This is a genomic window from Pseudomonas sp. RP-B7, assembly GCF_059803535.1.
The window spans coordinates 37,970-50,265 of sequence record NZ_JAPFHC010000008.1 but is presented as its reverse complement, the minus strand read 5'-3'; the positions used below and the strand labels follow the sequence as shown (position 1 = coordinate 50,265).

Genomic DNA, 12,296 nt, shown 5'->3' with positions numbered 1-12,296 from the left:
CCCTATCCACTGAAGGTCTTGGCGGGCAAAAAACAAGCCGAGGATTATACCCGAGCTATGACCTCACACGCCAGCTGAGGTCGGGTTTGATGCGGAAACATTCTGTTTTAAGAGGTCGCGCATCTGTTTTGCTATCTGAATTTGCTCTTCAGCCGACAATCCCGGCTGTCTTGCTCTCTTGATCAGTTCATCGAGGGTCTGCGTGTGCTGGCCCGCGGATAACCTAGTAATGGTGTCTAAAAACTGTTGTTCAAGGTTATCGCCGTCAATTAGCCACTCCTTTTCCGCGAGCGCCTTGAGTAATCGGCCTTGTTCGGTGCCATGCCAGCGAGCCATCAGCTGAATAGAGTTTAGCTTAGGATTTTTCTGCACGGCTTCGATCAGGGCAATCAGCACCTGGGCGTAAGTGTTGCTCGCGTTGGCAAAATGATCGGCACTTTCAACCTTGCCCGCCAGTTGCGGGTGGTGGATGAGCGTGCGCAGGGCAATCAGCGTCGGCGCTTCTACGGCAACCGGGGTGCGCGGGGCATAGGCTTCATCGCGGTCACCGCGCTTGCCGTTCTTGCTCCAAGGCTTCTTGTCCCATTTCTTGCCGCCGGCGCCGGGCTTTTTCGGTGTCCACTCCTGCTGGGGCGCGTAGGCCTCCTGCGGCTGGTGGAAGTCGGCGTAATCCGGCATGGCGTCGTAGTCCATGCCAGGGTCGTAGGCCGGTGGCGGTGCATCCTGCGGCGCGCTGTGCGCCAGCTGGCTGACGGCTTCGCCGCTCAGGCCGGTGATCTCTTGCAGGCGTTGGCGCATAAGCGTGCGCAGGTTGGCGCCCGGCACCTTATCGATCAGCGGCGCCGCGAGGGTGGCCATGTGGGCCTTGCCTTCGAGTGAGCGCGGGTCGGCTTCTTCGGTCAGTTGCTGGAAGAAGTAATCTGCCAGCGGTTGCGCGTGTTGGTTGATGCGGGCGCGGAATGCGTCGGTGCCTTCGGAGCGGACCAGGGTGTCTGGGTCTTCGCCTTCAGGCAGGAACAAAAAGCGCGCGCGGCGCCCATCCTGCAGGCTTGATAGCGTGGCTTCGAGGGCGCGCCAGGCGGCATTGCGGCCGGCCTGGTCGCCGTCGAAGCAGAAAAGCACACTGGGCACTACGCGAAACAGGCGCTTCAAATGTTCTTCGCTGGTCGCCGTGCCCAGGGTCGCCACGGCATTGCGCAGGCCTTGCTGGGCGAGGGCGATCACGTCCATATAGCCTTCGACCACGATGATTTCATCGAGGTTGCGGTTGTTCTTGCGCGCTTCAAACAGGCCGTAGAGTTCCTGGCCCTTGTGGAATACCGGGGTTTCCGGGGAGTTCAGGTACTTGGGCTTGTCGTCCCCCAGCACGCGGCCACCGAAGGCGATGATGCGGCCGCGGCTGTCGCGGATCGGAAACATCACGCGGTCGCGGAAGCGGTCGTAACGTTTGCCGGTCTCGGCGTTTTCCACCAGTAGGCCGGCGTCGATCATGGCTTTTTGCTGCAGGGTGTCGCTGCTCAGGTGCTTGTACAGGTTGTCCCAGCCAGGCGGTGCGAAACCCAGGCCGAAGTCACGGGCGATTTCGCCGGTGAGGCCACGACCCTTCAGGTAGTCGACGGCGGCCTTGCGCTGCGGGTGGCTTTTAAGCGCCTGACGATAAAAGTCGGCAGCGGCCGTCAGCAGTGGGTACAGCGGCGAGTCGGTGGGCTGGCGCGGTTTGTGTGGGCGACCACTTTCTTCGCGAGGGACTTCCATGCCGGCGGCTTTCGCCAGGTCCTCGATGGCCTGGGGGAAGTCCAGGTTGTCGTGGTCCATGAGGAAACCGAGGGCATTGCCGCCAGCGCCGCAGCCGAAACAGTAGTAGAACTGCTTGTCGGGGCTGACGCTGAATGACGGGGTTTTCTCTTTGTGGAACGGGCAGCAGGCGGTGTAGTTCTTGCCGGCTTTTTTCAGTTGCACGCGCGAGCTGACGACATCGACGATGTCGGTGCGGTTCAGAAGGTCGTCAATAAAGCTCTGGGGAATTAGCCCGGCCATGGCGTTCTCGTCATCACTGCGTGTAAATGAGGGCCCATGATGTGCTCAAGCGCACGTAAGGCGTGGCTCGTTCATCGATTGTGTGCTGGGGCTGCATGGAAGTGTATCTGCCGAACATTCACTGACGTTAATTTCTGATCAGTCTTTGGCGTGGAAATGTTGCCCGGGCGTCCGGTCTTGGCCGTTAGTGGGCCTCGGAATCGCTTTGTTGGGCACAGCCGACCTGTTGATCGTCTGTTTACAGAATAAGTGTGCTCGTCAGTAGCCTTGTTAGACTCGTCAGAAGAGACGTGCACCGCTGGCAGAAGAGCCAGTCCTGACGTGTGAAGCAGTTGTTTCAGTCGCATGTGCGGCGTCAACAGTGAAGCATCAAGCGTTGTCCGCAAATGCCATTAGCCCGGCTGAGGGCCGGGCTTGGCAGAAGCTTGCTACGAACGTCTGTGTATTAGTACAGACGAACGGCGCGGCGCTGTTCGCGCTGAACTTTCTTGGCGTGACGCTTAACAGCGGCTGCTGCTTTGCGCTTACGCTCAGAAGTTGGCTTCTCGTAAAATTCGCGGCTACGAACTTCAGCCAGTACACCGGCTTTTTCGCAGGAGCGCTTGAAACGACGCAGAGCTACGTCGAAGGGTTCGTTCTCTTTAACTTTGACGGCTGGCATCCAGAGCTACCTTCTTTCATTACCGGGATCAACGTTCTCGTCGCAAACAATTCGCGGCTGAGGTCGTCGGTTTTTAAGGGTTGCGGATGTTAACCCCTCATTGGCCGGAATGCAAAGCCTCTGATCGAAAACCGCTAGTCGGGAGGGGGAGTGGCGACTATTATGCGCGCCTTCGAATTCAGCCTCTACAAGGCGCAAACCCATGCTAGTACTGGGACTTGAAACCTCCTGCGACGAAACCGGTGTCGCACTTTACGACAGTGAACGCGGGCTTTTGGCCGATGCACTGTTCAGTCAGATCGACCTGCACCGCGCCTATGGCGGCGTGGTGCCGGAGCTTGCCAGCCGAGATCACGTCAAACGCATGCTGCCGTTGATTCGCCAGGTGCTGGACGAGGCCGGTTGCGTGCCGACCGAGATCGATGCGATTGCCTACACGGCTGGCCCAGGATTGGTCGGAGCCCTGCTGGTTGGGGCCTCTTGCGCCCAGGCACTGGCCTTCGCCTGGGGCATTCCGGCCCTTGGCGTGCACCATATGGAAGGCCATTTATTGGCTCCAATGCTGGAAAAAACACCGCCAGAGTTCCCGTTCGTCGCTTTGTTGGTTTCCGGCGGCCATACGCAGCTGGTTCAGGTGGATGGCATCGGCCAATACACGCTGCTGGGTGAATCCCTGGACGACGCCGCCGGCGAAGCCTTCGACAAAACCGCGAAGATGATGGGCCTCAACTATCCAGGCGGTCCGGAAATCGCACGGCTTGCCGAAAAAGGCGTCGCCGGTCGCTACACCTTCCCGCGTCCGATGTGCGATCGCCCGGGTTTGATGTTCAGCTTCAGCGGCTTGAAGACCTCCGCGTTGAATACCTGGCAGCACAGCGTCAGCGCCGGAGACGACAGCCAGCAAGCCCGTTGCGACATCGCGCTGGCGTTCCAGCAGGCCGTGGTGGAGACTTTGACCATCAAGTGCAAGCGTGCGCTGAAACAGGCGGGCATGAAGCGCCTGGTGATTGCCGGTGGCGTCAGCGCCAACAAGGCCTTGCGCACGTCGTTGGAAAAAATGCTCGGCGACATGAAGGGCGACGTGTTCTACGCGCGCCCCGAGTTCTGCACCGACAATGGCGCGATGATCGCCTACGCCGGCTGCCAGCGCCTGCAGGCCGGGCAGCATGAGAGTCTGGCGATCAGCGTGCAGGCGCGCTGGCCGATGGAGCAGTTGTCTGCGTTGTAAGCCTTTGCATGGGGCAACGTGAGCGGGTATTTAAAAATGCCGTTCGCGCCCGGCAAACAGGTCGCGTAAATTGCCGCGGTGGCGCCAGACGATCAGCAATGTCAGCACGCTCATCGGCAACAGTGCCGCCGGCTCCTGCCAGGCCAGCAGCGGCAGGGTCAGCGGGGTGGCGATCAGTGCGGCGAGTGAGCTGGTGCGGGTCAGGTAGAACGTCAGCAGCCAGGCGATAACGGCCAGCAACGCTGCTGGCGGGTAGATCCCCAGCAACATGCCGGCCGCCGTGGCGACACCTTTGCCACCGCGAAAGCGGAAGTACAGTGGGAACAGATGGCCGAGGACGGCACACACGCCGACCCAGGCCTGCTGTTGCAGGGTAAGGCCGGCGAGGCTGGCGATCAGCACGGGCAACAGGCCCTTGCACAGATCGCCCAGCAGCGTCAGCACGGCGAGCTTCTTGCCCGCCAGGCGCAACATATTGGTGGCGCCGGCATTGCCTGAACCACTCATTCGCGGATCGGGATTTCCCGTCAGGCGGCTGAGCAAAATGGCGAAGGACAGCGAGCCGAGCAGGTAGGCGAAAATCGCCAGTGACCAAAACATGCTAACTATTCCGGGCGAGGACGCCCTGATTCTAACGGGGCATCGCGCCCTTGTCGTGCTGCGGAGAAGAGTGCTTGGACAGAGTGTTTATCGAAGGCCTGGAAGTCGACACCGTGATCGGGGCCTACGACTGGGAGCGCGGAATCCGCCAATGCCTGCGCCTGGACCTGAGCTTCGCCTGGGACAACCGCCCGGCTGCGGCCGGTGACGACCTGACCCTGGCCCTGGATTACGCCAGCGTTAGCACGCGCATCCAGGCGTTTGCCGAGCAATCCCAATACCAGCTTGTGGAAACCTTCGCCGAGCGTCTGGCCGAAGTGTTGATGAGCGAGTTCCAGATTCCCTGGCTGCACCTCAAGTTGACCAAGCCTGGGGCTGTGCCGGCCGCCAAGGGCGTGGGCGTGGAGATCGAGCGCGGATGTCGCTAACTCAGATTTACCTTGGCCTTGGCAGCAATATTGATCGCGAGACCCACCTGCGCGCCGGTCTTGATGCATTGGCGAGCTTTCTGACGGAAATACGTTGCTCGGCTGTGTTCGAAAGCCAGCCGGTGGGCATCAAGAGCGGTCCGTTCTTTAATCTGGTGGTGTCGGCCTATACCGACCTGTCATTGATGGAGTTGGATCGTCGCTTGAAATCCATCGAGGCCGATAACGGTCGCTATGCGCCGGACCGCAAAGGCTTGCCGCTGGACATCGACGTACTGCTGTATGGTGACCTGGTGGGCGATTTCGATGGTTTGATCCTGCCGCGAGCAGAGATCCTCAAGAACGCCTTCGTGCTGTGGCCGCTGTCACTGATGGCGCCGCAGCGTGTGCATCCTGAGGTGGGCAGGACCCTTGGCGACCTGTGGCGCGATGCACAGATCGACCAGGTGCTGGCGCCTGTCGGGTTTGAATGGCAAGGCCAGCAACTCACGCCCGATGAGCTTCTGTAGGCCTGTGGCGAGCGCTGGGGGGCGCGGCGCCCCCGCGCCACGGTGGATTGGCGTTTACAGGTTGTGTTGCTCTTTGTAGGTTTTCAGCGCCTTGAGCCGTTCGCGTTTGAGCGCCTCGCCCAGTTCCGGGCCTTTGAAGCCCTTCTCCAGCAATGGCGCCACCGCCACCTCCCGCGCGGCCTTGGCAGCGCCGCGTAGATAATCCGCCTGTGGATAACTACGCTGCTCGAAACCCTTGCGGCCCCGGGCATCCATTTCGCAGGCGACCACAAACTCTTCAAAGCGCTGTGGTCGACGGTACACGTCAAAACTCTGCAGTAATTCCAGTAAAGTCGAGGCCTTCAGCTCCAGTGCCCGGTGGCCGTGGGTGTGATATTGGCCCACCAACAGTGCCAGTTCCTGGCAATCTCGCGGCACCTTGAAGCGTTCGTTGACCGCCTTGATCAGTTTGAGGCCGGTGTATTCGTGCGCAATGTGCTGTGGCAACTTATCCACAGGCGTCAGGCCCTTGCCCAGGTCATGCAGCAGGCAGGCCCAGCGCACAGTCAGCGGCTGTGTGTGTAGGGCGGCCTGTTCCAGCACGCTCAAGGTATGCACGCCCGTGTCGATCTCGGGGTGGTGCGCGGCGGGTTGCGGCACGCCGAAGAGGGCATCCACTTCCGGCATCAAGGTTTTCAGGGCGGCGCAGTCGCGCAGCACTTGGATAAATACCTGTGGCTGATCCTCCATCAGTGCGCGGGAGATTTCCTTCCAACTGCGCTCCGGAGTCAGGGCTTCCAGTTCGCCGGATTCACTGAGTCGACGCATCAGCTCCAGGGTTTCTGGTGCGACGCGAAAACCCAAGGGCGCGTAGCGCGCGGCGAAGCGGGCAACACGCAGGACTCGAAGGGGATCTTCGGCAAATGCGGGGGAAACGTGACGTAAAATGCGCGCTTTGAGATCGCGCTGCCCGTTATAAGGATCGGTCAGGTTGCCGTCATCATCCTCTGCCATGGCATTGATGGTCAGGTCGCGGCGGATCAGGTCTTCTTCCAGCGTGACGTCAGGGCTGGCGTGGAACACAAAGCCACCGTAACCCCGGCCGCTCTTGCGCTCGGTGCGGGCGAGGGCGTATTCGTCACCGTTTTTCGGGTCGAGGAACACTGGGAAGTCCGAGCCCACCGGCTTGTAGCCCTTGGCGAGCATCTCTTCTGCCGTGGCACCCACGACAACGCGGTCGATGTCGGTGACCGGGATGCCCAGCAGGCGATCCCGTACCGCACCGCCGACTTTGTAGATTTTCATGAAAAAGCCTCCATTAGCCGCACAGGATACCGCCTGTGCCCTGCCAATGGAGGCTTTGCCGTTTCAGAGGTGGACGACGGCAAGGTCCAGGCGGCCGTAGTCGTTGTCGTTGTGATCGGTGCGCGGGGGCACGTGGTGGGTTTTCATCACCTGATCGCCCTGCAGGGTTTCCAGGTGGATGTCGAAGCCCCAGAGCCGATGCAGGTGCTTGAGCACTTCCTCGGTGGACTCGCCCAGGGGTTTGCGGTCGTGTTGCTGGTGGCGCAGGGTCAGCGAACGGTCACCGCGCACGTCGATGCTGTAGATCTGCACGTTGGGTTCGCGGTTGCCCAGGTTGTACTGCGCCGCCAGGGTTTCACGGATGATGCGGTAGCCGGGTTCGTCGTGGATGGCCGGTACCACCAGGTCGTCCTTGAGATCGTCGTCGAGGATGCTGAATAGCTTGAGGTCGCGAATCACCTGGGGGGACAGGTATTGCAGGATGAAACTCTCATCCTTGAAGCTGCTCATGGCGAACTTGATGGTCGACAACCAATCGCTGCCGGCGATTTCCGGGAACCAGCGGCGGTCCTCCTCGGTGGGGTGTTCGCACATGCGCCGGATGTCGCGGTACATGGCAAAGCCCAGCGCATAGGGGTTGATGCCGCTGTAATACGGGCTGTCGAAGCCGGGCTGGAATACTACGCTGGTGTGGGATGTGAGGAACTCCATCATGAAACCGTCGGTGACCAGGCCTTCGTCGTACAGGTCGTTCATCAGCGTGTAGTGCCAGAACGTCGCCCAGCCTTCGTTCATCACCTGGGTCTGGCGTTGTGGATAAAAGTATTGGGCGATCTTGCGCACGATGCGCACGATTTCCCGTTGCCACGGCTCCAGCAGCGGCGCGTGTTTTTCCAGGAAGTACAGGATGTTTTCCTGGGGTTCGGCGGGGAAGCGCGCATTGTCCTTGTCGCTGTTTTTACCGGTCTTTTTCGGAATGGTGCGCCATAGGTCGTTGATCTGTTTCTGCAGATGCTCCTCGCGCTCCTTTTGGCGCAGGCGTTCTTCCTCGGCGGAAATCGGGTACGGGCGTTTGTAGCGATCGACGCCGTAGTTCATCAGCGCATGGCAGGAGTCGAGCAGATCTTCCACCGCATCGATGCCGTGGCGCTCCTCGCACTGCATGATGTACTGCTTGGCGAATACCAGATAGTCGATGATCGAGCTGGCGTCGGTCCAGGTACGGAACAGGTAATTGCCCTTGAAGAAGCTGTTGTGCCCGTAGCAGGCATGCGCCACTACCAATGCCTGCATGCAGATGGTGTTTTCTTCCATCAAATAGGCGATGCACGGGTCGGAGTTGATCACGATCTCGTAGGCCAGGCCCATCTGGCCGCGGCTGTAGGACTTCTCGGTGCTGAGGAAGTGCTTGCCGTAGGACCAATGGTGATAACCCAAGGGCATGCCCACGGAGGCATAGGCGTCCATCATCTGTTCGGCAGTGATCACTTCGATCTGGTTGGGGTAGGTGTCCAGGGCATAACCCGCCGCAATACGGCTGATTTCCCGGTCATAGGCCTGGATCAGTTCAAAGGTCCACTCGGACCCCGTGGAAATGGGTTGGCGCTTTTGCTCTTTTTTGGCGGTCATGTCACTAACCTGCGCTGGAAGAGTTCACGGAAGACCGGGTAGATGTCGCCGGCCGAGACCAGTTGCTGCTGGGCGAACGTGTCGGCAAAGGCTTCGCCGATGCGCTCGTATTCGAACCACAGGGCCTGGTGCTCACGGGGGGTAATCTCAACATAAGTGTAGTACTGCACGAACGGCATGATCTGGTTGATCAGGATGTCGCGGCAGATGGGCGAATCGTCGTTCCAGTTGTCGCCGTCCGAGGCTTGGGCGGCGTAGATGTTCCATTCGTTGGCCGGGTAACGTTCGGCCATGATCTCCTGCATCAGCTTCAGTGCGCTGGAGACGATGGTGCCGCCGGTTTCCCGTGAGTAGAAGAACTCTTCTTCGTCCACTTCCCGGGCGCTGGTGTGATGGCGGATAAACACCACGTCGATCTTGTCGTAGTTCCGTTTCAGGAACAGGTACAGCAGGATGAAGAAGCGCTTGGCGATGTCCTTGGTGGCTTGGGTCATGGAGCCGGACACGTCCATCAGGCAGAACATCACGGCCTTCGAACTGGGGTTGGGCTGCTTGACCAGCAGGTTGTACTTCAGGTCGAAGGTGTCGAGGAACGGCACGCGGTGAATGCGCGCACTGAGTTTCTCGATTTCTGCCTCGATTTCCTGAATATCGCCGAAGTTGTCCGGCTCTTCGCGTTTTAGACGCGCCAATTCTTCCTTGGCTTCCTTGAGCTTGGCGCGGCTGCTGCCGGACAGTGCAATACGCCGCGCATGGGCCGAGCGCAGGGTGCGGATGATATTGATGCGAGACGGATTGCCCTCGTTGCTGATCCCGGCACGCACAGTCTTGAAGGTATCGGTGCCGGTCAGGTTGCGCTTGACCAGATTGGGCAGTTCCAGGTCTTCGAACATGAATTCGAGGAACTCTTCCTGGGTGATCTGGAACACGAACTCGTCCATGCCCTCGCCGGAGTTGCCGGCCTTGCCCGGGCCTTTGCCACCGCCACCGCCTTGGGGGCGTTGGATATGTTCGCCGGTGGTGAACTCCTTGTTGCCGGGGTGCACGACAGTCTGTTTGCCGCCCCGGCCGTGGTGCAGCACCGGTTCGTCGATGTCCCGGCCGGGAATGCTGATTTGTTCGCCATGCTCCATGTCGGTGATGGAGCGGCGGCTCACGGCCTCTTCAACGGCCTTTTTGATGTGGTCACGGTAACGCCGCAGGAAACGCTGGCGGTTTACCGTGCTCTTGTTCTTGCCATTGAGGCGTCGGTCGATCACATAGCTCATGGGGAGCCCTCCGGGCAGCTTCACGTTACAAGCTTCAAACTGCGAGCTGGAAGCTTAAAGACAGGCGGTCAGTAGCCAGGCCCGAGGCCTGGCACTGCACGCTTGTCGCTGCCTTACTGCGATTTGCGCACCCGCAGATACCACTCGGAGAGCAGCCGTACCTGTTTGTCGGTGTAGCCACGTTCGACCATGCGTGTGACGAAGTCGTTGTGTTTTTGCTGATCCTCCTTGCTGGCCTTGGCATTGAAGCTGATGACCGGCAGCAGGTCCTCGGTGTTGGAGAACATTTTCTTCTCGATGACCACCCGCAGCTTCTCGTAGCTGAGCCAGGTGGGGTTCTTGCCGTTGTTGTTGGCCCGGGCACGCAGCACGAAGTTGACGATTTCGTTGCGGAAATCTTTCGGGTTGCTGATGCCGGCCGGTTTTTCGATCTTTTCCAGTTCCTCATTGAGGGCTACGCGGTTGAGGATCTCGCCGGTTTCCGGGTCGCGGTATTCCTGGTCCTGGATCCAGAAATCGGCGTACAGCACGTAGCGGTCGAAGATGTTCTGGCCGTACTCGCTGTAGGACTCCAGGTACGCGGTCTGGATTTCCTTGCCGATGAACTCGATGTAGCGCGGTGCCAGGTATTCCTTGAGGAACCGCAGGTAGCGCTCGCGGGTCTCGGCCTGGAATTGTTCCTGTTCGATCTGCTGTTCCAGCACGTAGAGCAGGTGCACCGGGTTGGCGGCGATCTCGTGGGGGTCGAAGTTGAAGACCTTGGACAGGATCTTGAACGCAAAGCGTGTCGACAGGCCGTTCATGCCCTCGTCCACACCAGCGGTGTCGCGGTATTCCTGGATCGACTTGGCCTTTGGATCGGTGTCCTTGAGGTTCTCGCCGTCGTACACGCGCATCTTCGAGTAGATATTCGAGTTCTCCGGCTCCTTGAGGCGCGACAGCACGGTGAACTGGGCGAGCATCTTCAGGGTGTCGGGCGCGCAATGGGCCTTGGCCAGGGAGCTGTTGAACAGCAGTTTGTCGTAGATCTTGATCTCATCGCTGACCCGCAGGCAGTACGGCACCTTGACGATATAGATCCGGTCGATGAAGGCTTCGTTGTTCTTGTTGTTGCGGAAGGTGTGCCACTCCGATTCGTTGGAGTGGGCCAGCAGGATGCCGGTGAACGGAATCGCGCCGAGGCCTTCGGTACTGTTGTAGTTGCCTTCCTGGGTGGCGGTGAGCAGTGGGTGCAGCACCTTGATCGGTGCCTTGAACATCTCCACGAACTCCATCAGGCCCTGGTTCGCCCGGCACAGCGCGCCCGAGTAGCTGTAGGCGTCGGCGTCGTTCTGTGGGAACTCTTCCAGTTTGCGAATATCGACTTTGCCCACCAGCGCCGAGATGTCCTGGTTGTTCTCGTCGCCCGGTTCGGTCTTGGCCACGCCGATCTGGTTAAGGATCGAGGGGTAGAGCTTGACCACGCGGAACTGGCTGATGTCACCACCGAATTCGGCCAGGCGCTTGGTGGCCCAGGGCGACATGATGGTGTTGAGGTAGCGCCGGGGAATGCCGAAATCTTCTTCGAGGATCGCGCCATCTTCGGTGGCGTTGAACAGGCCCAGGGGCGACTCGAACACCGGCGAGCCCTTGATGGCGTAGAAGGGCACTTTTTCGATCAGTTGTTTGAGTTTTTCGGCCAGGGACGATTTACCGCCACCGACGGGGCCGAGCAGGTAGAGGATCTGTTTCTTCTCTTCCAGGCCCTGGGCCGCATGGCGGAAGTAGGAGACGATCTGGTCGATGCATTCTTCCATGCCATGGAAGTCTTCAAAGGCCGGATAGCGACGGATCACCTTGTTGGAGAATATTCGCGACAGCCGCGAATTGTTCGAGGTGTCTATCAATTGCGGCTCGCCTATCGCCAGCAGCAGACGTTCGGCGGCAGACGCGTAGGTGCTGCGATCCTGTTTGCACAGCTCGAGGTACTCTTGCAGCGTGAGTTCCTCCTGCTGTGTGGATTCGAAGCGGTTTTTGAAGTGGCTAAAAATACTCATGACGTCGTCACCTCGCTCGATACGTGGAGCCGACGCCGGATCAATCAGTCGATGCTGGCAGTCATTGGCAGACGCCAATGGCCGTTTTCCCCCCAGAACACCCTGAAACGCTACCGATGACCCGCACGCCGGTGTACCGGCTCTCCCCTGATTCGGATGGCCTGCGCTTAAGGATAGTTCGGAATCAGGGAGGTCAAGGCACGATGCGTAATTAGTTTGGCTGCGCCGTTCGTCAGAAACGGCGCGAGCCCAAGCGTCACGCGGGGTAGCGGGGTGTGAAAAAAATTATTGCGAGTCGCCTGAGGAAATTTCCGCAGGAAAGGTCGTACGCCACAGCTCAAAGCCACCGTCCAGGCTGTAGACGTCGGAGAAGCCCTGGCTGATCAGGTAGGCCGCTGCGCTCTGGCTGGAATTGCCGTGGTAGCAACCCACGATCACCGGTGCGTCGAGGTCGGCGGCGCGGATGAAGTCGGCGATGTTGTGGTTGTCCAGGTGCTGGGCGCCGCTGATGTGTGCAGCGGCAAAAGTCGGTTGGTCGCGGATGTCGACAACCACTGCGCCTTTCTCGCGCAGGGCCTGGGCTTGTTCGGGAGAGATGCGTTTGAATTCGCTCATG

11 protein-coding genes are annotated in these 12,296 nt (G+C 59.8%); 3 read left to right on the top strand and 8 right to left on the bottom strand.

The window, feature by feature from the left end:
* Positions 1-63: 63 nt before the first annotated feature.
* Both dnaG and rpsU read right to left on the bottom strand, forming a co-directional pair.
* Positions 64-2,037, bottom strand: a complete 1,974-nt coding sequence (gene dnaG, locus OPU96_RS09990; RefSeq protein ID WP_226454464.1) for a DNA primase — start codon at positions 2,035-2,037, stop codon at positions 64-66.
* 445 nt (positions 2,038-2,482) lie between these two features.
* On the bottom strand, positions 2,483-2,698 hold the full coding sequence (gene rpsU, locus OPU96_RS09985; RefSeq protein ID WP_002551877.1) for a 30S ribosomal protein S21: 216 nt from the start codon (positions 2,696-2,698) through the stop codon (positions 2,483-2,485).
* A 202-nt stretch (positions 2,699-2,900) separates the two neighbouring features.
* Between rpsU and tsaD the strand changes: the two genes are divergently transcribed.
* The gene (gene tsaD, locus OPU96_RS09980; RefSeq protein ID WP_192299811.1) at positions 2,901-3,926 is read left to right on the top strand and encodes a tRNA (adenosine(37)-N6)-threonylcarbamoyltransferase complex transferase subunit TsaD; all 1,026 of its coding nucleotides are present in this window, start codon (positions 2,901-2,903) and stop codon (positions 3,924-3,926) included.
* A gap of 30 nt (positions 3,927-3,956) precedes the next feature.
* On the opposite strand, the gene plsY is transcribed toward tsaD, so the two are convergent.
* Positions 3,957-4,526, bottom strand: coding sequence for a glycerol-3-phosphate 1-O-acyltransferase PlsY (gene plsY, locus OPU96_RS09975; RefSeq protein WP_105524764.1), 570 nt, complete (start codon positions 4,524-4,526; stop codon positions 3,957-3,959).
* 74 nt (positions 4,527-4,600) lie between these two features.
* On the opposite strand from plsY, the gene folB reads away from it, so the two are divergent.
* Together folB and folK are read left to right on the top strand one after the other, a co-directional pair.
* Positions 4,601-4,954, top strand: coding sequence for a dihydroneopterin aldolase (gene folB / locus OPU96_RS09970; RefSeq protein WP_053131128.1), 354 nt, complete (start codon positions 4,601-4,603; stop codon positions 4,952-4,954).
* On the top strand, positions 4,945-5,463 hold the full coding sequence (gene folK / locus OPU96_RS09965; protein ID WP_226454463.1) for a 2-amino-4-hydroxy-6-hydroxymethyldihydropteridine diphosphokinase: 519 nt from the start codon (positions 4,945-4,947) through the stop codon (positions 5,461-5,463). Before folB ends, folK begins: the two co-directional genes overlap by 10 nt.
* Positions 5,464-5,517: 54 nt before the next feature.
* On the opposite strand, the gene OPU96_RS09960 is transcribed toward folK, so the two are convergent.
* From OPU96_RS09960 to glpE, 5 genes are all read right to left on the bottom strand, one after another.
* On the bottom strand, positions 5,518-6,747 hold the full coding sequence (locus OPU96_RS09960) for a multifunctional CCA addition/repair protein (RefSeq protein ID WP_498559025.1): 1,230 nt from the start codon (positions 6,745-6,747) through the stop codon (positions 5,518-5,520).
* Positions 6,748-6,810: 63 nt separating this feature from the next.
* On the bottom strand, positions 6,811-8,376 hold the full coding sequence (locus tag OPU96_RS09955) for a SpoVR family protein (protein ID WP_192299808.1): 1,566 nt from the start codon (positions 8,374-8,376) through the stop codon (positions 6,811-6,813).
* Positions 8,373-9,644, bottom strand: coding sequence for a YeaH/YhbH family protein (locus tag OPU96_RS09950; protein ID WP_016977872.1), 1,272 nt, complete (start codon positions 9,642-9,644; stop codon positions 8,373-8,375). Before OPU96_RS09950 ends, OPU96_RS09955 begins: the two co-directional genes overlap by 4 nt.
* Positions 9,645-9,757: 113 nt before the next feature.
* A complete protein-coding gene (locus OPU96_RS09945) occupies positions 9,758-11,680 on the bottom strand; it encodes a PrkA family serine protein kinase (RefSeq protein WP_192299807.1) in 1,923 nt (640 codons plus the stop codon).
* A gap of 285 nt (positions 11,681-11,965) precedes the next feature.
* Entirely contained in the window at positions 11,966-12,295 is a 330-nt protein-coding gene (gene glpE, locus OPU96_RS09940) for a thiosulfate sulfurtransferase GlpE (protein WP_192299806.1), read from the bottom strand.
* Position 12,296 lies beyond the last annotated feature (1 nt).

Excerpts from the sequence above, each read along its gene's own strand:
- OPU96_RS09955 (WP_192299808.1), bottom strand. The coding sequence starts at position 8,376 with ATGACCGCCAAAAAAGAGCAAAAGCGCCAACCCATTTCCACGGGGTCC.
- OPU96_RS09960 (WP_498559025.1), bottom strand. The coding sequence starts at position 6,747 with ATGAAAATCTACAAAGTCGGCGGTGCGGTACGGGATCGCCTGCTGGGC.
- folK (WP_226454463.1), top strand. The coding sequence starts at position 4,945 with ATGTCGCTAACTCAGATTTACCTTGGCCTTGGCAGCAATATTGATCGC.
- plsY (WP_105524764.1), bottom strand. The coding sequence starts at position 4,526 with ATGTTTTGGTCACTGGCGATTTTCGCCTACCTGCTCGGCTCGCTGTCC.
- OPU96_RS09950 (WP_016977872.1), bottom strand. The coding sequence starts at position 9,644 with ATGAGCTATGTGATCGACCGACGCCTCAATGGCAAGAACAAGAGCACG.
- OPU96_RS09945 (WP_192299807.1), bottom strand. The coding sequence starts at position 11,680 with ATGAGTATTTTTAGCCACTTCAAAAACCGCTTCGAATCCACACAGCAG.
- rpsU (WP_002551877.1), bottom strand. The coding sequence starts at position 2,698 with ATGCCAGCCGTCAAAGTTAAAGAGAACGAACCCTTCGACGTAGCTCTG.
- tsaD (WP_192299811.1), top strand. The coding sequence starts at position 2,901 with ATGCTAGTACTGGGACTTGAAACCTCCTGCGACGAAACCGGTGTCGCA.
- dnaG (WP_226454464.1), bottom strand. The coding sequence starts at position 2,037 with ATGGCCGGGCTAATTCCCCAGAGCTTTATTGACGACCTTCTGAACCGC.
- glpE (WP_192299806.1), bottom strand. The coding sequence starts at position 12,295 with ATGAGCGAATTCAAACGCATCTCTCCCGAACAAGCCCAGGCCCTGCGC.